The organism is Pseudomonas sp. yb_2 (assembly GCF_043103905.1).
Lineage (GTDB): Bacteria > Pseudomonadota > Gammaproteobacteria > Pseudomonadales > Pseudomonadaceae > Aquipseudomonas > Aquipseudomonas alloputida.
The window spans coordinates 86,055-107,982 of sequence record NZ_JBICKH010000065.1; the positions used below are offsets into that span (position 1 = coordinate 86,055).

17 protein-coding genes and 6 tRNA genes are annotated in these 21,928 nt (G+C 61.0%); 4 read left to right on the forward strand and 19 right to left on the reverse strand.

Annotated elements, in window-relative coordinates:
• The first annotated feature begins 2 nt into the window (after nt 1-2).
• The gene (gene lpdA / locus ACF8FB_RS16000; RefSeq protein ID WP_047604201.1) at nt 3-1,382 is read left to right on the forward strand and encodes a dihydrolipoyl dehydrogenase; all 1,380 of its coding nucleotides are present in this window, start codon (nt 3-5) and stop codon (nt 1,380-1,382) included.
• A 129-nt stretch (nt 1,383-1,511) separates the two neighbouring features.
• Here the strand turns inward: lpdA and ACF8FB_RS16005 are convergent, their stop codons facing one another.
• Entirely contained in the window at nt 1,512-2,510 is a 999-nt protein-coding gene (locus tag ACF8FB_RS16005) for a diguanylate cyclase (protein WP_010955114.1), read from the reverse strand.
• Between the two features lie 215 nt (nt 2,511-2,725).
• On the opposite strand from ACF8FB_RS16005, the gene ACF8FB_RS16010 reads away from it, so the two are divergent.
• Together ACF8FB_RS16010 and ACF8FB_RS16015 are read left to right on the forward strand one after the other, a co-directional pair.
• Nucleotides 2,726-3,253: a hypothetical protein gene (locus ACF8FB_RS16010; RefSeq protein WP_392511551.1), complete on the forward strand. Its 528-nt coding sequence runs from the start codon at nt 2,726-2,728 to the stop codon at nt 3,251-3,253.
• A gap of 304 nt (nt 3,254-3,557) precedes the next feature.
• A complete protein-coding gene (locus ACF8FB_RS16015; protein ID WP_010955116.1) occupies nt 3,558-4,940 on the forward strand; it encodes an amino acid permease in 1,383 nt (460 codons plus the stop codon).
• 81 nt (nt 4,941-5,021) lie between these two features.
• Here the strand turns inward: ACF8FB_RS16015 and ACF8FB_RS16020 are convergent.
• A tRNA-Arg gene (locus ACF8FB_RS16020) sits at nt 5,022-5,098 on the reverse strand.
• A gap of 110 nt (nt 5,099-5,208) precedes the next feature.
• Complete coding sequence (gene phnN, locus ACF8FB_RS16025) at nt 5,209-5,802, reverse strand: phosphonate metabolism protein/1,5-bisphosphokinase (PRPP-forming) PhnN (RefSeq protein WP_049587030.1); 594 nt, start codon at nt 5,800-5,802, stop codon at nt 5,209-5,211.
• 344 nt (nt 5,803-6,146) lie between these two features.
• Here phnN and ACF8FB_RS16030 point away from each other — a divergent pair, with 344 nt between their 5' ends.
• Nucleotides 6,147-6,473, forward strand: coding sequence for an Arc family DNA-binding protein (locus tag ACF8FB_RS16030; protein ID WP_003254499.1), 327 nt, complete (start codon nt 6,147-6,149; stop codon nt 6,471-6,473).
• 107 nt (nt 6,474-6,580) lie between these two features.
• On the opposite strand, the gene mgtE is transcribed toward ACF8FB_RS16030, so the two are convergent.
• From mgtE to ACF8FB_RS16110, 16 genes are all read right to left on the reverse strand, one after another.
• The gene (gene mgtE / locus ACF8FB_RS16035; RefSeq protein WP_003254500.1) at nt 6,581-8,023 is read right to left on the reverse strand and encodes a magnesium transporter; all 1,443 of its coding nucleotides are present in this window, start codon (nt 8,021-8,023) and stop codon (nt 6,581-6,583) included.
• Between the two features lie 396 nt (nt 8,024-8,419).
• Nucleotides 8,420-8,496 (reverse strand) — tRNA-Arg (locus ACF8FB_RS16040).
• 73 nt (nt 8,497-8,569) lie between these two features.
• A tRNA-Arg gene (locus ACF8FB_RS16045) sits at nt 8,570-8,646 on the reverse strand.
• Nucleotides 8,647-8,720: 74 nt separating this feature from the next.
• Nucleotides 8,721-8,797, reverse strand: a tRNA-Arg gene (locus ACF8FB_RS16050).
• 71 nt (nt 8,798-8,868) lie between these two features.
• Nucleotides 8,869-8,945: transfer RNA gene (locus tag ACF8FB_RS16055), tRNA-Arg, on the reverse strand.
• 106 nt (nt 8,946-9,051) lie between these two features.
• Nucleotides 9,052-9,142, reverse strand: a tRNA-Ser gene (locus tag ACF8FB_RS16060).
• Nucleotides 9,143-9,214: 72 nt separating this feature from the next.
• Entirely contained in the window at nt 9,215-9,403 is a 189-nt protein-coding gene (gene csrA / locus ACF8FB_RS16065) for a carbon storage regulator CsrA (RefSeq protein WP_003254503.1), read from the reverse strand.
• A gap of 167 nt (nt 9,404-9,570) precedes the next feature.
• The gene (locus ACF8FB_RS16070) at nt 9,571-10,806 is read right to left on the reverse strand and encodes an aspartate kinase (protein ID WP_003254504.1); all 1,236 of its coding nucleotides are present in this window, start codon (nt 10,804-10,806) and stop codon (nt 9,571-9,573) included.
• A 102-nt stretch (nt 10,807-10,908) separates the two neighbouring features.
• Nucleotides 10,909-13,533 carry an alanine--tRNA ligase gene (gene alaS, locus ACF8FB_RS16075; RefSeq protein WP_392511552.1) on the reverse strand — a complete coding sequence of 875 codons (2,625 nt, stop codon included), beginning with the start codon at nt 13,531-13,533 and terminating at the stop codon, nt 10,909-10,911.
• Nucleotides 13,534-13,905: 372 nt separating this feature from the next.
• Nucleotides 13,906-14,913 carry a succinylglutamate desuccinylase gene (astE, locus tag ACF8FB_RS16080; RefSeq protein ID WP_010955173.1) on the reverse strand — a complete coding sequence of 336 codons (1,008 nt, stop codon included), beginning with the start codon at nt 14,911-14,913 and terminating at the stop codon, nt 13,906-13,908.
• Nucleotides 14,914-14,923: 10 nt separating this feature from the next.
• On the reverse strand, nt 14,924-15,214 hold the full coding sequence (locus ACF8FB_RS16085; RefSeq protein ID WP_003254508.1) for a topoisomerase II: 291 nt from the start codon (nt 15,212-15,214) through the stop codon (nt 14,924-14,926).
• Between the two features lie 14 nt (nt 15,215-15,228).
• Nucleotides 15,229-16,578, reverse strand: coding sequence for an N-succinylarginine dihydrolase (gene astB / locus ACF8FB_RS16090; RefSeq protein WP_350298158.1), 1,350 nt, complete (start codon nt 16,576-16,578; stop codon nt 15,229-15,231).
• Between the two features lie 23 nt (nt 16,579-16,601).
• Entirely contained in the window at nt 16,602-18,065 is a 1,464-nt protein-coding gene (astD, locus tag ACF8FB_RS16095; RefSeq protein WP_392511553.1) for a succinylglutamate-semialdehyde dehydrogenase, read from the reverse strand.
• Complete coding sequence (gene astA, locus ACF8FB_RS16100; protein ID WP_010955176.1) at nt 18,066-19,094, reverse strand: arginine N-succinyltransferase; 1,029 nt, start codon at nt 19,092-19,094, stop codon at nt 18,066-18,068.
• A gap of 78 nt (nt 19,095-19,172) precedes the next feature.
• Nucleotides 19,173-20,192 (reverse strand): arginine/ornithine succinyltransferase subunit alpha, encoded by a 1,020-nt coding sequence (aruF, locus tag ACF8FB_RS16105; RefSeq protein ID WP_392511554.1) that lies wholly within the window; start codon nt 20,190-20,192, stop codon nt 19,173-19,175.
• A 147-nt stretch (nt 20,193-20,339) separates the two neighbouring features.
• Nucleotides 20,340-21,560 carry an aspartate aminotransferase family protein gene (locus ACF8FB_RS16110; protein ID WP_392510735.1) on the reverse strand — a complete coding sequence of 407 codons (1,221 nt, stop codon included), beginning with the start codon at nt 21,558-21,560 and terminating at the stop codon, nt 20,340-20,342.
• Nucleotides 21,561-21,928 lie beyond the last annotated feature (368 nt).

Sequence of the window (21,928 nt, forward strand, 5' to 3'; positions counted from 1 at the left end):
GCATGCAACAGATTATCCAGACTACCCTGTTGATCATCGGCGGCGGCCCTGGCGGCTATGTAGCAGCCATCCGCGCCGGGCAACTGGGCATTCCTACCGTACTGGTGGAAGGCCAGGCACTGGGCGGCACCTGCCTGAACATCGGCTGCATCCCGTCCAAGGCGCTGATCCACGTGGCCGAGCAGTTTCACCAGGCCTCGCGCTTTACCGAACCCTCGCCGCTGGGCATCAGCGTGGCTTCGCCGCGCCTGGACATCGGCCAGAGCGTCACCTGGAAGGACGGCATTGTCGACCGCCTGACCACAGGTGTTGCCGCTCTGCTGAAAAAGCACGGGGTGAAAGTGGTGCATGGTTGGGCCAAGGTACTGGACGGCAAGCAGGTCGAGGTCGATGGCCAGCGTATCCAGTGCGAGCATCTGTTGCTGGCGACCGGTTCCAGCAGTGTCGAACTGCCTATGCTGCCGCTGGGTGGCCCGGTGATTTCCTCGACCGAAGCCCTGGCGCCGAAAGCCCTGCCGCAACACCTGGTAGTGGTCGGCGGTGGCTATATCGGCCTGGAGCTGGGCATTGCCTATCGCAAGCTGGGTGCACAGGTGAGTGTGGTGGAAGCGCGTGAGCGCATCCTGCCGACCTACGACAGCGAATTGACCGCCCCGGTGGCCGAGTCGCTGAAGAAACTGGGCATAGCGTTGCACCTGGGCCACAGCGTCGAGGGCTACGAAAATGGCTGCCTGCTGGCCAGCGACGGCAAGGGTGGGCAACTGCGCCTGGAGGCCGACCAGGTACTGGTGGCCGTGGGACGCCGGCCACGCACCAAGGGCTTCAACCTGGAATGCCTGGACCTGAAGATGAACGGCGCCGCCATTGCCATCGACGAGCGCTGTCACACCAGCATGCACAACGTCTGGGCCATCGGCGACGTCGCTGGCGAACCGATGCTGGCGCACCGGGCCATGGCCCAGGGCGAGATGGTCGCCGAAATCATCGCCGGCAAGGCCCGACGCTTCGAGCCGGCAGCGATTGCCGCCGTGTGCTTTACCGACCCGGAAGTGGTGGTGGTCGGCAAGACCCCGGAACAAGCCAGCCAGCAGGGCCTGGACTGCATCGTCGCGCAGTTCCCGTTTGCCGCCAATGGCCGGGCCATGAGCCTGGAATCGAAAAGCGGTTTCGTGCGGGTGGTGGCGCGCCGTGACAACCACCTGATCGTGGGTTGGCAGGCGGTTGGCGTGGCGGTCTCCGAGCTATCCACCGCGTTTGCCCAATCGCTGGAGATGGGCGCGTGCCTGGAAGATGTGGCCGGTACCATTCATGCCCACCCAACGCTCGGTGAAGCGGTACAGGAAGCCGCACTGCGCGCCCTGGGCCACGCCTTGCATATCTGACACTGAAGCGGCCGAGGCCGATTTGGCCCGCTGCGCCGAGAGGCGCTGCGGGTCTTTTTTCATTCAGGCCATCTAAGCCTCCAGAGAACCCTAAGCCTCCAGAGAACCGCACACTCTTTGAGGGGCTAGCTACTCGGCAATTGCGTTCTTGCCTGTCCCCTTGGCCCTGTAGAGCGCCTTGTCGGCACGCGCCAGCAGCGCGTGCTGGTCCTCCCCTTCCCGCCATTGCACCACGCCATAGCTCATGGTCAGCCGGCAGTCACCCACCGGCTCCACCTGCTCCAGCACCTGACGCAAGCGCGCTGCCACATCCAGCGCCTCCCCCAGCGCGGTCTGCGGCAGCACGATGACGAACTCGTCACCGCCCCAGCGCGCCAGCAGGTCCAGTTCGCGCAAGCAGGTGCGCAGGCTTTCGGCCACCCGGACCAGCGCCGCATCGCCACGGGCGTGACCGTAGCGGTCGTTGATCGGCTTGAAATCATCCATGTCCATGGCAATCAGCGACAACGGCTGGCGGAAGCGCTGGGCGCGCTGGCACTCCAGCTGCAACGCGCTCTCCAGCCGGTAACGGTTGGCGACACGGGTCAACGCATCGCGTTCGGCCAATTCACGGTTCTCGTCCAGTTGCCGCTGCAACTGCTGGTTCACCCAGGACAACTCACGGGTGCGTTCGGCCACCTGAAACTCCAGCGACTGGTTCTTCTGTTCCAGTTGAGACACCAAACGCTTGCCAGCGTCGATATTGCGATGCGCACCCAGCATGCGTGCCACGGAACCGTCCTCGTTATGCGCGATGATGTAGCCGCTGTCTTCGATCCAGATGTAGCTGCCGTCCTGACAACGGCAACGGTATTCAATGCGGTAGCGCTCGTTGCGATGATTGATGTAGGCCTCGAAATGGGCCATTACCCGTGGATAGTCTTCGGGATGGATCACGCTTTCCCAGGTAAATACCGAGTTGGCCATGGAGTGGCTGGCATAACCCAGCATGCTGTACCAGCCCGGGTTGCGATAGACGTAACCCGTATTGGCATTCCAGTCCCAGATGCCATCGCTGATCAAATCGAACAAGGTGTGCAATTGCTGTTCACTGAAGCCGGCAGGTACCGGCCTGGTGTCTTGACTCATGGACGCTCTCCCTGATGCCCAGCAACTGCGCTCCGATCAAGGGGCTGCCGACAGTGGTGTTGATTGCCGCGAGCGGCAAGATGATGCCTATCACGGGCAAGCATATGCCCACCCGCGTGCAACCGAAATAGCGCCAACGCCCTGATTTCGACCGGCACAGCGCTGGCATGGCTTTTGCGCTTGGTAGCTGCCAACGAGATTTCCAAGGAGGAAACATGATAATCGCCCCTAACGGCGTCAGCTGGCAGCCCACGCTCCACCAGCCTCGGTACACCAGCGATGAGCAGACAGTGGCCCAGATTGCACCGCTGCGCACGCCCATAACCACCGCCAACACGGCGAGCCAACAACAGAGCGGGGGCAGTACAGCTCAGCAAAACGCTGAGGATGCTCGTGCAGAAGCCTTTGCCAAATTCAAGGTGATGCTGCAAAACCTGGGTTCTGCGACCACCGAGACGATCATCGGAGAACCCCTGCCGCCCAAGACTGCCCGGCAGGAATTTCACGACTTCATGTCCAAGTCGCCCGGCGAGATGATCAAGGAAAAACTGCTGCGTGAAATCGGCTTGACCGAAGAAGAGTACGACGCCCTGCCGCCCGAAATGAAAGCAAAGGTCGACGAGTTGATCGCCCAGCGCATGAAAGAAGACATCGAGCGCAAGATCGAGGAGAAAGCGCAAGAGCAGGTCGCCAAGGTGGACGGCGGCCTGGATGAAGAGCAACAAGCAGCACGCCCGGTATGAGGGTGTGGCAGCGGCCGGTAAGAATAGCGCCGCGGTTCGTCCAAGGCGTCCCAGCCTGATCGTTGTCCGGTGGCGTCGACGTTCAGGTGGTGCATGGCTTCGTCAACTGCAACGCTACCGGCGCCATCACCGGTCTCAGGAAAAATCGGCAGGATGTTGTGCAGAGAATTCGTTTGAGGTCCTTGGCCTTATTGTCCAGGGTGGCAGGCTGGTAGCTATTTGCCACGCGTGGACGCAGGCGCATGACGATGCCTGCGTAGGGGAACGATGTCGGATCCCCCCTAAAATAAGAGAGGACAAGGAAATGCAATCACACGGTTTGAAGCAAAGCCTCAAGCAGCGGCATATCACCATGATCGCGCTGGGTGGGGTGATCGGTGCAGGGCTGTTCATGGGCTCGGGCTCACTGATCGCATCGGCAGGGCCCGCGGCCATACTGTCGTATTTCATTGGTGGCCTGGTGGTCACCCTGGTCATGTTCATGCTGGGCGAAATGGCCTGCCGCAACCCGGATGCAGGGTCGTTCTCGACCTACGCCAACACCTACCTCGGCGACTGGGCTGGGTTTGCGGTCGGCTGGCTGTACTGGTTCAAGTCGATGATGACCATCACCCTGGAAGCGGTACTGCTGGGCGCCATCCTGCATGACTTCCTGCCCTGGCTACCGATCTGGGCAGGCGCCTTCCTGATGCTGGTGACACTCATGGCCAGCAACGCCTACTCGGTGCGTTCGTTTGCCGAAGTAGAGTATTGGCTGGCCGCGATGAAGGTCGCCACCATCCTTATCTTCATGCTGCTGGGCGTCTCGATCCTGCTCGGCCTGCACAGTGATATTCCCGCCCCAGGCCTGATCAACCTCACCGCCCATGACGGCTTCATGCCCAACGGCCTGTCACCGGTGATGGCCGGCGTTATCGTGGTGATTTTCTCCCTGGGCGGCAGCGAAATTGCCGCTGTGGCCGCGGGTGAATCAGAGAACCCCCGACAGAACGTGATCCGCGCGATCAAGAGCGTGATCCTGCGGGTGATGCTGTTCTATGTAGGTTCCGTGTCGATCCTGATCCTTTGCCTGCCCTGGACCGACAAGGCCAACCTGGCCTCGCCCTATGTTTCACTGTTCAGCCTGGCCGGGTTCGGTGGTGCGGCAGTGGCCATGAAACTGGTGCTGTTCGTCTCGTTCATGTCGGTGATGAACTCGTTCATGTTCTCCAACTCACGCATGCTGTTCTCGCTGAGCCAGCGCGGTCACGCGCCCAAGCTCTTCTCGCGCACCAGTGCCAAGGGCGTACCGATCAATGCACTGCTGCTGAGCCTGTCGATCTGCACGATGATCCTGACCGTGCACTTTGTCAGTGGCGGCGACCTGTTCATGACCTTGGCCAAGAGTACCGGCAGCCTGGTCATGGTCGTATGGATCTTCATCATCATCGCCCACGTGGCCATGCGCATCAAAACCCGCCACGAAGCGGTCGCCCCAAACGCCTTCCGTGCCTGGCTGTTCCCCTACACCAATATCATTGCGCTGTTCGCCTTGCTGGCAGTCATCGGCACCCAGGCGTTCGACCCGGCATCGCGTTTCCAATTCTGGTTCACGGTGCTGACGGTACTGCTGGTGGTGGCGGGGTACTTCCTGATGCGCCAGCGGCTGGCGTCAAGCGCGGTGTTAGCCCACGAACGTGATGCATGACAGCGCTGGCCACGCGCAGGTGCTGTCAACAGCAGCATGGCGGCAACGAAGACGACGGAGACAAGATGGGAATGACGAGAATGGCGTCCCAGGCAGGAATTGAACCTGCAACCTTCCCCTTAGGAGGGGGATGCTCTATCCAATTGAGCTACTGAGACGCTACGACCGGCAGCGAGCGCTGCACAGCGGGATGGCCAGCATGTTAACCAGCATGCTGGCGTTTGTCATGCCTGAACTGGGCTTTTTCGCGTAATCCTTTTCTGCGCTGCTATCCCCGCGGTAGTACGCCCTGATCGCGAAGCAGCGAAACGAATGCGGCGACCGCCGCCTCCAGTGTGGAAGAATTATCCAGCACATGCACCGACGGGTCGGCTGCAGCTTGCAAGCGTGCGCTGCGCGCCAGGCGCTGTTCCACTTCTTCTGCGCTTTCCCGCCCCCGGGCCAGCAAGCGCTGGCGCAGCACCTCAGGCTTGACCTCGACCAACACGGCCAACAAATCCGGATAGCGCTGACGGGCCTCTGGCAGATAAGCCCGCGAGCCATTCACCAGCACTGCCCTCCCCGCCGCCAACCACTGGTCCACCTGCCGGGGTATGCCATAGTCCAGGCCATTGGCCCGCCAGTGCATGGCAAACGCACCCTGCGCACGCAAGGTATCAAAATGCTCAGGCGTGACCCCTTGGGCAGCTTCGCCCTTGGCTTCGGCCGAACGGGTGATGACCCGGCGGGCAATTTCTACCCCGGCGGCGGCCAGTTGCTCACGCGACGCGTCGATCAGGGAATCTTTCCCGGAACCCGACGGCCCAACCAGAAATATCAACCGGCCCGTCCCTGATCGGCGGTCGCTTGCGTCATGTTGCATAGCCACTATGCTCTATGGAGGGAACCGGCGCATTCTAGGGCTTTTCTGGGCATTTTTCTGCGTTTTACCGATTGTTGACGGCAAAAGACTGACGGCCAGGCTAGCCAGAGCATGTAAAACTTTTCAAACCAGTGCTCATTTCTGATAATTGGTACTGGCATAAAGCCTTTATCCGGATCACTATTTGTCACATAATTGACGCCAAGCAAACGGCGACCATGAGGCAAGATGAGCATCCATTTTTCACTGGCGGTTGAACATTTTGTCGTCGCCACGGTCGTACTTCCATCCCGTGCGGCCAATTTGAGAACCGCTTCCCCTGAACCAAACTCTGGTCAATTTATATGCGCCCAATGAAACAGGCTATTTATTCGAGCCGCACTGCTGACAAGTTCGTCGTCCGCCTGCCTGACGGAATGCGTGAGCGCATTGCCGAGGTAGCACGCAACCACCACCGCAGCATGAACTCCGAGATCATTGCACGCCTGGAACAGAGCCTTATCCAGGAAGGTGCGCTGGGTGACGAACTGAGCATGCGCCTGGACAGCCCTGAACTGTCCCTGCATGAGCGCGAGTTGCTGCAGCGTTTCCGCCAACTGTCCCACCGCCAGCAGAACGCCTTGGTCGCCCTCATCGCTCACGATGTGGAAATGGCCGCAGACGCCTCCTGAGGGCTGCAGCGAACACGAAAAAGCCAGCGTAAGCTGGCTTTTTTGTGGGCGTCTGACTGGCAGCAAGGCCATTTCCCTGCGGGATTGTTCCCACAGGGAGGATTGGCTTACAACAGGAACAGCGTGGCCAGCCCAAGGAAGATGAAGAAACCACCGCTGTCGGTCACAGCAGTGATCATCACACTCGCCCCCATCGCAGGGTCGCGCCCCAAGCGGGCCAAGGTCATCGGGATCAGCACGCCCATCAGCGCCGCCAATAACAAGTTCAAGGTCATCGCTGCGGTCATCACCACCCCCAGCGACCAGCTGCCATACAGCCAGAAAGCCACTGCACCAATGACTCCGCCCCAAACCAGGCCGTTGATCAGCGACACCGCCAACTCCTTGCGCATCAAGCGGCTGGTATTGCCTGGCGACACTTGGTCCAGGGCCATGGCGCGGACGATCATGGTGATGGTCTGGTTACCAGAGTTGCCACCAATACCCGCAACGATCGGCATCAACGCAGCCAACGCCACCAGCTTTTCAATCGAACCTTCGAACAACCCGATCACTCGCGAAGCAACAAAGGCGGTAATCAGGTTGATTGCCAGCCACGCCCAACGGTTGCGGAACGAACGCCAGACCGAGGCGAAAATATCTTCCTCTTCACGCAGACCCGCCATGTTGAGGACTTCGCTCTCGCTTTCCTCACGGATCAGGTCAACCATTTCGTCGATGGTCAGACGGCCGATCAGGCGTTCGCTCTTGTCCACCACCGGGGCGGATACCAGGTCATAACGCTCGAAAGCCTGCGCTGCATCGTAGGCATCTTCCTCGGGCTGGAAGGAGACAGGGTCGGTCGCCATGACCTCCGCCACCTTCTTCTCCGGGTCGTTGACCAGCAGGCGCTTGATCGGCAATACCCCCTTGAGGATGCCGTCGTAATCGACCACGAACAATTTGTCGGTGTGGTTCGGCAGTTCTTTCAGGCGGCGCAGGTAGCGCAGCACCACTTCCAGGCTGACGTCTTCGCGGATGGTGACCATCTCGAAGTCCATCAGCGCACCAACCTGCTCCTCGTCGTAGCTCAGCGCCGAACGCACCCGCTCGCGTTGCTGGGCATCGAGGGTTTCCATCAGCTCGTGAACAACGTCACGCGGCAGCTCTGGGGCGAGGTCGGCCAGTTCGTCGGCGTCCATCTCCTTGGCGGCAGCCAGCAGCTCGTGATCGTCCATGTCGGCGATCAGCGATTGGCGAACCGAATCGGAAACTTCCAGCAGGATGTCGCCATCGCGCTCCGAGCGCACCAGCTGCCAGACCGTCAGGCGATCTTCCAGGGGCAAGGCTTCGAGGATGTAGGCGATGTCGGCGGGGTGCAGGTCATCGAGCTTGCGCTGCAGCTCGACGAGGTTCTGGCGGTGGACCAGGTTTTCGACCAGGTCGTTGTGCGCGCCTTCCTGGCGATGGGTCAGGTCTTCGACCATGCGCTGACGCTGCAGCAGTTCGACCACCTGGGCCAGGCGATCCTGCAGGCTTTCTTGCGCTTTTTTAACTTCTACTTCGGTCATAGGCGAACTCCACTCCCAGCAGCGGAGCACGCCGAGGGAATCAATCGGTCAGATCTTTCTGTATGAATCGTGTTAGCGAGTAACTACTGGGTAAGTCCATGGTGGTTTTCCACAAGCCCCGGCGGGGCTGACGGGCGCAATCATACACTGCTAAAGCTGTCAGATCGCTTAAATTTTTGGCCAGAACAATCGTTTGCGCGATAAAGCTGGGACAACGCGTGAAGCTATCAGTGCGACGATTGTTGTGGATGGGAAAGCACATTTGATTTTTGAGGCCGCTCAGCGGCTCAAGACTACACCGCAATCATTACAGAAGAGCGTAGATCGACAGGCTCAAGAATTCATTGGCGCACAAACAAAAAGCCCGCTCTATTGAGCGGGCTTTTTGATGGGGTATGGCGGACTCAGCAGGATTCGAACCTGCGACCGCTCGGTTCGTAGCCGAGTACTCTATCCAGCTGAGCTATGAGTCCGTGATGGTAGTTTTAGACCAGGTTACCACTGGCTTACTGAAATGGCTTTTCAAGCAGAACCACTTCAAGAAAGTGGCGGACTCAGCAGGATTCGAACCTGCGACCGCTCGGTTCGTAGCCGAGTACTCTATCCAGCTGAGCTATGAGTCCGCGATTGGCAGTTTTAAACCAGATTACCGCTGGTTGACTGAAATGGCTTTGCAAGCAGAACCACTTCAAGAAAGTGGCGGACTCAGCAGGATTCGAACCTGCGACCGCTCGGTTCGTAGCCGAGTACTCTATCCAGCTGAGCTATGAGTCCGCAATTGGCAGTTTTAGACCAGATACCGCTGGTTGATTGAAGCAGCCTTGCAAACAAAGCCACTTCAAAAGTGGCGGACTCAGCAGGATTCGAACCTGCGACCGCTCGGTTCGTAGCCGAGTACTCTATCCAGCTGAGCTATGAGTCCGTGTCTTGCCGCGCATTATAGGTCGCTGAAACATTTTTGCAAGAAGCTTTTCGTTATAAAACAACTACTTAGCGTTCCTACCGTTTACAGCGCCCTACGCAAATAATGGCGGTGAAGGGGGGATTCGAACCCCCGATACCCTTATGAGGTATACTCCCTTAGCAGGGGAGCGCCTTCGGCCACTCGGCCACCTCACCGCAACACGAGGCGAATATTAAAGAACCTCTTTCACCTTTGCAACCCTTTTTTTGAAAAAAACTTCAAAAAAATTAAAGGCTTGGCTCTTCATCCTTCTCCTTCTTGATCCGCAGGTAGATTTCCTCGCGGTGAACTGCCACTTCTTTCGGGGCGCTCACGCCAATACGCACCTGGTTGCCTTTGACGCCAAGCACCGTCACGGTGATCTCGCCGTCTCCAATGATCAGGCTCTCGGCGCACCGACGAGTCAGAATCAACATAGCTTTCTCCTTACGCAAAACATTCAGGGGTAACAGTCTTGGATATCGGGCCCGGGTCGCGGACGACGACCATGGCCCCGGTTACTCGCCGCACAAGGCAGGACAGGACCTGCGCGGCGAGCAGAAACGCGAAGGGCGCGGCAAGCCGCGCCCTTCCAGGCAGCGCCTTACTCGCCCTGTCGGGCAGGAGCATCCAGATCGAACGCGGTATGCAGCGCGCGTACGGCCAGCTCCAGGTACTTCTCTTCGAGCACCACCGAAACCTTGATCTCGGAAGTGGAGATCATCTGGATGTTGATGCTCTCCTTGGCCAGGGCTTCGAACATGCAGCTGGCAACACCGGCGTGCGAACGCATGCCGACGCCAACGATCGAGACCTTGGCGATCTTGGTGTCGCCGATCACTTCACGGGCACCGATTTCGCGCGCAGTGTTTTCCAGCACGCTCTGCGCCTTCTCGTACTCGTTGCGGTGCACGGTGAAGGTGAAGTCGGTGGTGTTATCGTGAGCAACGTTCTGCACGATCATGTCGACTTCGATGTTCGAAGCGCTGATCGGGCCGAGGATCTTGAAAGCCACGCCCGGGGTATCCGGCACGCCGCGAATGGTCAGCTTTGCTTCATCACGGTTGAAGGCGATACCGGAAATGATCGGCTGTTCCATGGATTCCTCTTCATCAATGGTAATGAGGGTACCCGGACCCTCCTTGAAGCTGTGCAGCACGCGCAGCGGAACGTTGTACTTGCCGGCGAACTCCACCGAACGGATCTGCAGCACCTTGGAACCGAGGCTGGCCATTTCCAGCATCTCTTCGAAGGTGATCTTCTCCAGGCGACGAGCCTGTGGCACGACGCGCGGGTCGGTGGTGTAGACGCCATCAACATCAGTGTAGATCTGGCACTCATCAGCCTTCAGCGCCGCCGCCAGGGCCACGCCGGTGGTATCAGAGCCACCACGACCCAGGGTAGTGATGCTGCCGTGCTCGTCGACGCCCTGGAAGCCTGCAACCACGACCACGCGGCCTTCCTTGAGGTCGGCACGAATCTTCTGGTCGTCGATTTGCAGAATGCGCGCCTTGTTGTGCGAGCTGTCGGTGAGAATACGCACCTGGTTGCCGGTGTAGGACACCGCTGGCACACCACGCTTGATCAAGGCCATGGTCAGCAGGGCAATGGTGACCTGCTCACCCGTCGACACGATCACGTCCAGTTCACGAGGAACCGGCTGATCGGTGATCTGCTTGGCCAGGTCGATCAGGCGATTGGTTTCACCGCTCATGGCCGACAGCACAACCACCAGGTCGTCGCCCGCTTCACGGTGTTTCTTGACCTTTTCGGCTACCTGCTCGATCCGCTCGATGGAACCGACAGAGGTGCCGCCAAATTTCTGTACGATCAACGCCATTTCAATGGTGCCTCAGCCCATACAGGGCCCCAAAAAACAATCCAACATGAAGGGGTGGACGGGAGTGGCCTGCGTGACCACTGGACCATCCACCCCTTCATCTCAAAGTCCCTGCTCTGCGAATGGCACGGCCAGCGCCAGGGCCTGGTCCAGCGCAGCGACGTCGACGCCACCACCCTGGGCCATGTCCGGACGGCCGCCGCCCTTGCCACCCACCGCCGCAGCGGCTTGTTTCATCAGATCGCCAGCCTTGAGTTGGCTGGAGAGGTCCTTGGTCACGCCGGCCACCAGCACAACCTTGCCCTCATGCTCGCTGCCCAGCAGGATCACTGCGTGGCCGAGCTTGTTTTTCAGCTGATCGACCAGGGCCAGCAGGGCCTTGCCATCCTGCCCATCCAGGCGGGCGGCGAGGACCTTGGCACCCTTGACCTCAACAGCCGCGTTGGAGAGATCGTCCCCGGCGGCGCTGGCGGCCTTGGCCTGCAGCTGTTCCAGCTGCTTCTCCAGCTGGCGGTTGCGCTCAAGCACAGCCGACAGCTTGTCGATCAGGTTGTCGCGGTTACCCTTGACCAGTTGCGCGGCTTCCTTGACCTGCTCTTCGGCAGCGTTCAGGTAGGCCAGCGCAGCGGCACCGGTTACGGCTTCGATACGGCGCACGCCAGAGGCTACGCCGCCTTCGCTGATGATCTTGAACAGGCTGATGTCACCGGTGCGCTTGGCGTGGATACCGCCGCACAATTCCACCGAAAAATCACCGCCCATGCTCAGCACACGCACGGTGTCGCCGTATTTCTCGCCGAACAGCGCCATTGCGCCTTTGGCCTTGGCAGTTTCGATGTCGGTCAGTTCGGTTTCAACCGGGGTATTCTTGCGAATCTCGCGGTTGACGATGTCTTCCAGCTGCTTGATCTGCTCCGGCTTCACCGCTTCGAAGTGGCTGAAGTCGAAACGCAGGCGCTGGCTGTCGACCAGCGAGCCCTTCTGCTGTACATGCTCGCCCAGTACCTGGCGCAATGCTTCGTGCAGCAGGTGGGTAGCGGAGTGATTCAACGAGGTGGCGTGCTGTACGTCGGCATCGACCTTGGCCTCGACGGGCGAACCGATCACCAGCGCACCGCTGGCCACCACGCCGTGGTGCAGGAAGGCACCGCCGGTCTTGGTGGTGTCGCGCACGTCAAAGCGTGCAGCGCCAGCCTGCAAGAAGCCGGTATCACCCACCTGACCACCGGACTCGGCGTAGAACGGCGTGCGGTCGAGCACCACAACGCCCTCCTCGCCTTCACCCAGCTGGTCAACGGATTGGCCGTCCTTGTACAGGGCGATGATCTTGCCCTGGCCCTCGGTGGCGTCGTAACCGAGGAACTCGGTGGCGCTGTCGACCTTGACCAGGCTGTTGTAATCCATGCCGAAGGCGCTGGCGGAGCGGGCGCGCTCACGCTGGGCGTCCATTTCACGCTCGAAGCCGGCTTCGTCGATGGTCAGCTCACGCTCACGAGCGATGTCGGCAGTCAGGTCCATCGGGAAGCCATAGGTGTCGTACAGCTTGAACACCACGTCGCCCGGTACCACGTCGCCTTTCAGCTGGGCCAGGTCTTGCTCGAGGATGCGCAGGCCCTGCTCCAGGGTCTTGGCGAACTGCTCTTCTTCGGCCTTGAGCACGCGCTCGATGTGCGCTTGCTGGCTCTTCAGCTCCGGGAAGGCTTCGCCCATTTCAGCGGCCAGTGCGGCAACGATCTGGTAGAAGAAGCTGCCCTTGGCGCCCAGCTTGTTGCCGTGACGGCAAGCGCGGCGAATGATGCGGCGCAGCACGTAGCCACGGCCTTCGTTGGACGGCAGCACGCCGTCGGCAATCAGGAAGCCGCACGAACGGATGTGGTCGGCGACCACTTTCAGCGAAGCCTGGCCGTCATTGCTGCAACCGATGGCCTTGGCTGCGGCAGCCAGCAGGTTCTGGAACAGGTCGATCTCGTAGTTCGAATGCACGTGCTGCAGCACGGCGCTGACACGCTCCAGGCCCATGCCGGTGTCCACCGACGGCGCTGGCAGCGGGTGCAACACACCGTCGGCAGTGCGGTTGAACTGCATGAAGACGTTGTTCCAGATCTCGATGTAGCGGTCACCGTCTTCTTCTGGCGAGCCGGGTGGACCACCCCAGATATCCGGGCCGTGATCGTAGAAAATCTCGGTGCACGGGCCGCACGGGCCGGTATCGCCCATGGTCCAGAAGTTGTCGGAGGCGTACGGGGCGCCCTTGTTATCGCCGATGCGCACCATGCGCTCGGCCGGCACGCCGACTTCCTTGGTCCAGATGTCGTAGGCTTCGTCGTCGGTGGCGTAGACGGTGACCCAGAGCTTTTCCTTGGGCAGGTTCAGCCACTGCTCAGACGTCAGGAAGGTCCAGGCAAAGGTAATGGCGTCGCGCTTGAAATAGTCGCCGAAGCTGAAGTTGCCCAGCATTTCGAAGAAGGTGTGGTGACGCGCGGTGTAACCGACGTTTTCCAGGTCGTTGTGCTTGCCACCGGCACGCACGCACTTCTGGCTGCTGACAGCACGCGTGTAGGCGCGCTTCTCCGCACCGAGGAAGCAGTCCTTGAACTGGTTCATGCCTGCGTTGGTGAACAGCAGGGTCGGGTCGTTGTTCGGGATCAGCGAACTGGAGGCGACTCGGGTATGTCCCTGCTCTTCGAAGAAGCGAAGGAAGGCTTCACGGATTTCTGCGCTTTTCATAGGTTCTTCCACGGAAACGGCGGCCCTGTTGGGCAAACGCGTCGACGAAACGACGGCAAAGGGCCGCATTATATCGGTCCTGCAGTCTCGATGCAGTGTGTTTATACGATAGAAGCCATCGTTTGGACGGTTTTTCGGGCTATGCAAACGAAAACGACATGACCGGATGCTAAATCCTGTGTTTCGCCACTGGCAAGCCAATTACCGCTCACGGGAGGGGAAAATGGAACAGGCGGTGAATTAAAGGGTTTTCATCAAGGATAGGATCCGAAACTGTGTCGCCTGCTTCGCGGGTAAACCCGCTCCTACGGGCACGGCGCCACATTGAGACCTTGCACATATCTCGTAGGAGCGAAACAGGCGACACCGCTCTCACCCCAGGCGCTGCCCCGAATCCGGCACGATCAGAATGCCGGCGCGCAAGCCGTTCTTGACCTTGGGGTTGGGGAAGATGATGCGCGCACCCTCCTCCTCGACCACCCAGCGCATCTCGGCCAGGTCTTCAGCCAGCAGGTAACCCTTGCTCAGCTCGGAGAAGTTTTCGATGTCCGCCGGCAGGTGCAGGTGGAAGCTGTCGCTGTGCTTGATGATTTCGCGGGAAACACTGAACAGCTGCAGGCCATCCAGCGAACTTTCGTCCTCTGGCTCGGTAGCCTCGATGATGCGGATCAGCCGCTCTTCGAGCTTGTCGAGGTTGACCTGCTCGTTCTGGCCGAACGGACGGGCCTTGCCCAACTCCAGGGTGAAGGCTTCAGCCTCAAGTTGCTCGTAGGTGAAAGCGCTGAAGGTGATGGACGACTTGCTTTGCAGCAACACCGCTTCCATACCTGCCGCCGCCAGGCGCGCCAGTTCGCGACGGGAGTGCTTGCGTCCCTCTTTATAAGGGTACAAGGCGAATTGCTCGATCTTCGAACCGCGGATGGCAGTATGCAGGTCGTAATGCAGGCGGTTGCGCCCTGGCTTGCTGAAGAACACCCGGGCGAACTGTTCCAGCTCGGCAGCACGCAATGCTTCGAAACCGCTGGACAGCTCATGGCGGCCATTGAACAGACGGTTGATGTCCTGTTCGATAAAACGCTCGCCCTTGCGGATCGCCGCCGGGTTGCCGAACAGGAACAGCACCCGCGCCCTGGGCCTGATCTTGCCGTTGGCCACGCCGTGCAGCAGCCGCTCGAGCAATTCGATCGGCGCTGTTTCATTGCCATGAATGCCGGCGGACAACAGCAAGTCCAGCCCGCAATCGTCGCTTTCGGCCGGGCGCACTTCGAGCGCGCCCTCCCCCAGCCATCGCAAACGCGCGCCCTTGGGTGTCACTTGGGTCTTCTCGGCCGGTTCGTGATCGGTGAGGGTCAGCTCAAGCAATTTGCCAAGGGCGAGCATAGGTGCTTCCTTAGTGGTGGTGACCGCAGTCAGGGCCATGAACGTGATCGTCGTCTTCGCCAAGTTCTGCCGGTTCCATTTCCAGCTGCAGGCTGACCAGATTGGTGGCCATCGGGCGCAGCAGCAAGTTGGCATACTCGGTGTCGTCTTCCTCGACATCCACGCCGATCAGCAACTGGCCACGGCCATCCTGCTGAATCCACACTTCCTTGCCTTGCCAGACCACAGCAAAGCGGGTGCAGGAAGTTTCCAGCTGGGTGCCGTCTTCATCTTCAAGGATCAGGCGCAAGGCGTCGGTCATTACTGAGTCTCTCTTCAAGGTTGGCGTTGGAACGGATACACCGAGCCCAACTTCAGGATCTGGGTCAATTCGTCCAGTGCCGTACGGCATTCCACCAGCAGTTGCGGGTCAGCCAGGTCTGCTTCGCCAAGGCGATCGCGGTAGTGCCTGTCGACCCACTGCAGCAGCGTGTCATACAGCGGGGCCGTCATGATAACGCCTTGGTTGACCGCCGCCAGCTCCGCTTCCTTCAAAGCCACGCGCAAACGCAGGCACGCCGGGCCGCCGCCGTTTTGCATGCTTTGCTTGAGGTCGAATACCTTGACCTCCTTCACCGGGCCTCCCTGGCTGGTCAGCTGGCCCAGATAGGCCCAGACCCGCTCGTTGTTGCGGCACTCTTCCGGCACGACCAACAGCATGGAACCATCGTCGCGGCTGAGCAGCTGGCTGTTGAACAGGTAGGAACGCACCGCGTCCTCCACCGCCACCGCTGCCCTGGGCACGCAGATGGCCTGGAAGTTGCCACCCTTGCTGGCCAGTTTAGCTCGCAGCTGCCCAAGTACCGCGTCAGTCTCGAGAAACGCGTCCTCGTGGTAGAACAGCACCTCGCCGTTACCCACCGAAATCACATCATTGTGGAACACACCCTGGTCGATCACCGCCGGGTTCTGTTGAGCGTAGACCACACCGTCATCGCTCAGGCCGTGCAGCCGGGCCACAGCTTGCGAGGCCTCCAGGGTTTGTCGGGCCGGGTACTTCTGTGGCGCCGGGTAACGGCTGTCAAAGGCACTGCGGCCGTAGACAAAGAACTCCACGCCAGCCTCGCCATAGGCGCGGCAGAAGCGCGTGTGGTTGGCCGCGCCCTCGTCACCGAACTGTGCCACGGCAGGCAGCGCGGCGTGGTGGGCAAAGTATTTCTCGTCATTGAACATGGCGCCCAGCACGCGGCTGGTGGTCGGGTGCTCGATGCTGCGGTGATATTTGCAGTTGAGGTTGGCGGCGGTGAAGTGCACGCGACCGTCAGCAGTGTCGGCACTCGGGCTGACTGTTGCGGCGTTGGCCACCCACATGCTCGAGGCCGAGCAACTGGCCACCAGCAACGGCATGGCCTCGCGGGCGGCGCGCTGGATAACTTCGGCATCGCTGCCACTGAACCCCAGGCGGCGCAGCGCCGCCACGTCCGGGCGCTCTTGTGGCGCCAGAACACCCTGCTTGAAGCCCATGTCGGCCAGCGCTTTCATCTTCGCCAGGCCCTGGCGCGCGGCCTCACGCGGGTTGGACGCCTGCTGGCTATTGCTCTGCGAAGCCACGTTACCGTAAGACAGGCCGCCATAGTTGTGGGTAGGCCCCACCAGGCCATCAAAATTCACTTCATAGGATTTCATCGGCTAGGCTCCGTGACCTGTTGTTATAGGGTGACGCCCGGCGTCAGGGTCGCCGGCAAGGCAAGGCTGGCGGTCTCCAGCGAAGCCACGGGGTAAGCGCAGTAGTCGGCTGCGTAATAGGCACTGGCGCGATGGTTGCCACTGGCTCCCACGCCACCGAACGGCGCGCTGCTGGCAGCCCCTGTCAGCTGTTTGTTCCAGTTGACGATGCCTGCGCGACTGCGCAGCCAGAAGTACTGGTAGCGGGCTCGCGAATCAGACAATAAGCCGGCGGCCAGGCCATACTGGGTGTTATTGGCTTCATCGATGGCGGCATCGAAGTCGGCGTAGCGGATCACCTGCAACAGCGGGCCGAAAAACTCTTCGTCCGGGCGGTCAGCCACGGCAGTGACATCGACAATGCCCGGGGTCAGCAGTGCAGCATCGGCCTGCGGCTGAGTCATTTCCAGCAGTTTCACGCCACCTTTGGCGGCCAGTTCAACCTGGGCGGCTAGCAGCGCCCGAGCCGCCTGCAGCGAAATCACCGAGCCCATGAAAGGCGCCGGCTGTTCATCGAACGCCCCCACCGTGATGGTTTTGCACACCTCGACCAGGCGCGCGATCAGTGCATCGCCCCAGGCGCCTTGCGGCACCAGCAGGCGCCGCGCGCAAGTGCAGCGTTGGCCGGCGGAAATGAACGCCGACTGGATAATGGTATACACCGCCGCGTCGAGGTCCTTGACCTCGTCCACCATGAGCGGGTTGTTACCCCCCATTTCCAGGGCCAGAATCTTGTCTGGGCGGCCTGCGAACTGTTGATGCAACAGGTTGCCGGTGCGGCTGGAGCCGGTGAAGAACAGGCCATCGATACCTGGGTTGGCGGCCAGCGCCACACCGGTTTCGCGTGCGCCCTGCACCAGGTTCAGCACACCCGCCGGCAGGCCGGCAGCAATCCAGCAGTTGACGGTAAGCTCAGCGACCTTGGGGGTCAGCTCGCTGGGCTTGAACACCACGCAGTTGCCTGCCAGCAGCGCCGGCACGATATGGCCATTGGGCAGGTGCCCGGGGAAGTTGTAAGGGCCGAACACCGCCACGACGCCGTGAGGCTTGTGCCGCAGAACAGCCGTGGCATCGGCCAGAGGACCACTCTTTTCGCCGGTGCGCTCGCGGTAGCTCTGTACCGAAATCGCCACCTTGTTGATCATGCTGGTGACTTCAGTCGCAGATTCCCACAGCGGCTTCCCGGTTTCCTCGCCAATGCACTGGGCCATGGCCTCGGCATGCACTTTCAGCTGCGCGGCAAACTTCTCCAGCACATCGATACGTGCCTCCAGGCTCAATTGCGCCCAGGCCGGAAAGGCCTGCCGCGCGGCCTGCACGGCGGCGTCGACCTGGCTGGCGTCAGCGCCCTGCCCTTGCCAGATCACGGCCTGGGTCACCGGGTTGAGCGACTGCAGGGTTTCGCCCTGGCCGGCCTGCCAATTGCCTGCGATGTAATGCGTGGTCATTTAATGGGCCTCCCGGCTGGCCGACAGCGGCACCGCGCGGACATTGTCGCCAACGCCCATGCGCAGGCGTTTGGCGGTCAACGGGTCGACCACCAGGGTGCCGGCGGCCAACCGTGCAGGTGCGGCAGTGATGCGACAGTCGTCGCGCTTGCGGTTGTGGATGATGAAAGGGGTCGCGTCATCGCCTGGCGTACCTACCGCCAGCACCAGGGTCTGGCTCTCGCGCACGGCGCGGATCTTGGCAGTGTCACACTCGATGGCCGGGCCGGCATCGAAGATGTCGACGTAGCCCTGGTAGTTGAAGCCTTCCTGCTTGAGCATGGCCAGCGCCGGCTCGGTGTCTTTGTGCACACGACCGATCACACTGCGCGCCGCTTCGGACAGGAAGCAGGTGTACAGCGGGAACTTGGGCATCAGTTCGGCGATGAACGACTTGTTGCCCACGCCGGTGAGGTAATCGGCCTGGCTGAACTCCATCTTGAAAAAATGCCGGCCCAGGCTTTCCCAGAACGGCGAACGGCCCTGCTCGTCAGACATGCCGCGCATTTCGGCAATGATCTTCTTGCCGAACAGCTCGGGGAACTCGGCAATGAACAGCATGCGCGCACGCGACAGCAGGCGGCCATTGAGGCCCGAGCGGTAGTCGCTACGCAGGAACAGCGAGCACAGCTCGGAGTTGCCGGTCAGGTCGTTGGCCAGGAACAGCGTCGGGATTTCGCGGTAGATCTTCAGCTCCTGCGAGGCGCTGACAGTCAGGCCGACCCGGTAGTTGTACCAAGGCTCACGCAGGCCGACGGCGCCGGCGATGGCACTGATACCCACCACCAGACCTTCGTCGTTTTCCAGCACGAACAGGTAATCGGTGTCGCCACGCTCGGCTTCGCCACGAAAGCTTTTTTCCGCCCAACCAACGCGATGCCCCAGGCGCTCTTCGTTGGCCGGCAGCGTGGTCAGCCCGGTGGTGCCGGTGCTGCGTGCCAATTCGATCAACGCAGGCAAATCGCTGCTGCGTACAGGACGAACGATCATGCTATCTCCTTGTGCGGCGGCATCGGCCGGCGCGAAACTCTGCTAACGCATCAAGCCCGAAACGTCTGTTGCCAGACCTCAAACCGCGACCAGGCGCACGCTGGCGCCCTCGCCCACGCCCAGCGCGTCGGCTGCTGCCACGCTCAGGCTGACCGGCTTGCCAGGCACCCAGTCCAGGTCCAGCAACACCGCGCGGTAGTCCTGCAACAGGCCGTTGCACACCAGGTACGGGCGACCGCCTTTGGCCGGGGCGTCTTCGATCTTCACCGGCACCACCCGGCTCTGGGCGATCGAGCGGATGCTAGAGGTGCGCGCATGCAAGGTCGGGCCGCCGTCGAAGATGTCGATGTAGTGCTCGGTCTCGAAGCCTTCGCGCATGAGTATGTCGAAGGTGATCTGCGCCCGCGGATGTACCTGGCCCATGGCTTCCTGCGCCAGGTCTGGCAACAACGGCACGTAGATCGGGTAGTGGGGCATCAGCTCGGCGAGAAAGGTACGGCTCTTCAGGCCGCACAGGCGCTCGGCGTCGGCATAGTTGAGGTCGAAGAAGTTGCGGCCGATGGCATCCCAGAACGGCGATTCACCCTGCTCGTCGCTGAAGCCGACGATTTCGGTCACCACCGAATCGGCAAAGCGCTCCGGGTGCGCAGCCATGAACAGCAGTCGGCCGCGCGAGTTGAGCTCGGCCCAGCCACTGTTCACCAACTCCGGCGCCACATAGAAACTGGTCAGCAGGCTGTTGCCGGTCAGATCGTGGCACAGCGACAGCACATGGATCTTGTTGTGTATCTTCAGCTCGCGTGAGGCGTGCACGAATGTTTCGTTACGAAAACTGTAGAACGGCTCGGAGTAGCCGGCCGAAGCGACAATGGCCGAGCAGCCGGCCAACTTGCCTGTTTCACTGTCTTCGAGCACGAAAAAGTAACTCTCTTCACCGTTGAAGCTGACCTCGGCGGCGAAGGATGTCTCAGAGGCGGCAATCTTGTCGCCCAGACGAGCAGTGTCGTCCGGCAGCGAGGTGACACCAATGGGGCTGTCTGCAGCCATGCGCTGCACGTCGTTCAGATCAGCCATTTGCGCGGGGCGCATCACCAGCATGGTGTCACTCCTTTGGAATACGGGCCATTCACGTCGGCACGGAAAAACGGCAGGCACCCAGGCACCTGCACTGGAATCGGGTATCGCCGACCCGGCTCAGCCTCGGGCTGAGGCTGCGCCGGGGCCGGCGAAAGGACCGCTGGCGGATCAGCCTTTGGTCAGTGTGGCCACAGCGCGTTCGAAGCGGTCCAGGCCTTCGTCGATGTCAGCGTCTTCAACCACCAGGCTTGGCGCGAAGCGGACCACGTCCGGGCCGGCCTGCAGCACCATCACGCCTTCTTTCTCGGCAGCATTGAGCACGTCCTTGGCCTTGCCTTGCCAGGCCTCGGTCAAGACACAGCCCAGCAGCAAGCCGACGCCACGCACCTGGCTGAACAGGTTGTACTTCTGGCCGATCTGCTCCAGGCGGGTTTTGAAGCGCTCGTGCTTAGCCCTGATACCGGCCAGGGTTTCCGGGGTATTGACCACATCCAGCACCGCGCAGGCAACGGCGCAGCCCAGCGGGTTGCCGCCATAGGTGGTGCCGTGGGTGCCAACGGCCAGGTGCTTGGCCAGCTCGGTGGTGGTCAGCATGGCGCCAATCGGGAAGCCGCCGCCCAGGCTCTTGGCACTGGTCAGAATGTCCGGGGTCACGCCGTAGTGCTGGTAGGCATACAGCGAGCCGGTACGGCCCACGCCAGTCTGCACTTCGTCGAAGATCAGCAGCGCATTGTGCTCGTCACACAGCTTGCGCGCGCCTTCCAGGTAGGCCTTGTCGGCCGGCACCACGCCGCTCTCGCCCTGGATCGGCTCGATCACCACGGCACAGGTCTTGTCGGAAATCTGTGCCTTCAACGCTTCCAGGTCGTTGTACGGCACATGGCTGATACCGGTGATCTTCGGGCCAAAGCCATCGGAGTACTTCGGCTGGCCACCCACGCTGACGGTAAACAGGGTGCGACCGTGGAAGCTGTTCACGGTGGCGATGATTTCGTGCTTTTGCGGACCGAAGCGGTCATGCGCCACACGACGGGCCAGCTTGAAAGCGGCCTCGTTGGACTCGGCGCCGGAGTTGCAGAAAAACGCGCGGTCGGCAAAGGTGGCGTCCACCAGCTTGTGGGCCAGGCGCAGGGCCGGCTCGTTGGTGAACACGTTGGAGACGTGCCAGAGGGTGTTGGCCTGTTCAGTCAGGGCCTTGACCAGTGCCGGGTGGCAGTGGCCCAGGGCATTGACCGCGATGCCGCCGGCAAAGTCGATCAACTCGCGACCCGACTGGTCCCAGACACGGGAACCCTCGCCTCGCACAGGAATGAAGGCCGCCGGAGAATAGTTGGGGACCATCACCTGGTCGAAATCGGCACGTTGCACCGGGGCTTGCTCAACGGACATCTGAGTCTCCTGAAGAGGAACGCTGGCCTGGAAGTGGCGAGCGATGGGGGGATTGTAAGGACTGATCCGCGCCTGTCCTTGCGGCCAAGCGACAACTTGTTACAGCGCAAAACCCAGTTTTGACAAGGCTTTCGGCAATGCGACAAACACTGTCGCAATCGCGCAGTGTACGGGAGAGAGGGGGCTGGGTGAACGGGTGTTCACACAGGATTGTGAGGGGGCGGGATGTACGGCGATGTTGATGTGTTGACGGGGAGATCGAGCGCCGCCCGCGCGGCGCATCGCGAGCGAAGCTCGCTCCTACATTTGTTGCAACGTGGCCAGGCCTGTGAGGCCATGGTTGTCAGCCTTGTTTGTAAGGCTCAAGC

Bases quoted from the DNA above. Each gene is read 5' to 3' on its own strand.
- astD (WP_392511553.1), bottom strand. From the start codon at position 18,065: ATGACCACGCATTACATCGCAGGCAATTGGCAGGCCGGCCAGGGCGAA.
- astA (WP_010955176.1), bottom strand. From the start codon at position 19,094: ATGATCGTTCGTCCTGTACGCAGCAGCGATTTGCCTGCGTTGATCGAA.
- ACF8FB_RS16015 (WP_010955116.1), top strand. From the start codon at position 3,558: ATGCAATCACACGGTTTGAAGCAAAGCCTCAAGCAGCGGCATATCACC.
- ACF8FB_RS16010 (WP_392511551.1), top strand. From the start codon at position 2,726: ATGATAATCGCCCCTAACGGCGTCAGCTGGCAGCCCACGCTCCACCAG.
- astB (WP_350298158.1), bottom strand. From the start codon at position 16,578: ATGAAATCCTATGAAGTGAATTTTGATGGCCTGGTGGGGCCTACCCAC.
- phnN (WP_049587030.1), bottom strand. From the start codon at position 5,802: ATGCAACATGACGCAAGCGACCGCCGATCAGGGACGGGCCGGTTGATA.
- mgtE (WP_003254500.1), bottom strand. From the start codon at position 8,023: ATGACCGAAGTAGAAGTTAAAAAAGCGCAAGAAAGCCTGCAGGATCGC.
- ACF8FB_RS16085 (WP_003254508.1), bottom strand. From the start codon at position 15,214: ATGACCGACGCCTTGCGCCTGATCCTTGAAGATGAAGACGGCACCCAG.
- csrA (WP_003254503.1), bottom strand. From the start codon at position 9,403: ATGTTGATTCTGACTCGTCGGTGCGCCGAGAGCCTGATCATTGGAGAC.
- astE (WP_010955173.1), bottom strand. From the start codon at position 14,913: ATGCTCGCCCTTGGCAAATTGCTTGAGCTGACCCTCACCGATCACGAA.
- ACF8FB_RS16030 (WP_003254499.1), top strand. From the start codon at position 6,147: ATGCGCCCAATGAAACAGGCTATTTATTCGAGCCGCACTGCTGACAAG.
- aruF (WP_392511554.1), bottom strand. From the start codon at position 20,192: ATGCTGGTGATGCGCCCCGCGCAAATGGCTGATCTGAACGACGTGCAG.
- ACF8FB_RS16110 (WP_392510735.1), bottom strand. From the start codon at position 21,560: ATGTCCGTTGAGCAAGCCCCGGTGCAACGTGCCGATTTCGACCAGGTG.
- ACF8FB_RS16070 (WP_003254504.1), bottom strand. From the start codon at position 10,806: ATGGCGTTGATCGTACAGAAATTTGGCGGCACCTCTGTCGGTTCCATC.
- lpdA (WP_047604201.1), top strand. From the start codon at position 3: ATGCAACAGATTATCCAGACTACCCTGTTGATCATCGGCGGCGGCCCT.
- ACF8FB_RS16005 (WP_010955114.1), bottom strand. From the start codon at position 2,510: ATGAGTCAAGACACCAGGCCGGTACCTGCCGGCTTCAGTGAACAGCAA.
- alaS (WP_392511552.1), bottom strand. From the start codon at position 13,533: ATGAAAAGCGCAGAAATCCGTGAAGCCTTCCTTCGCTTCTTCGAAGAG.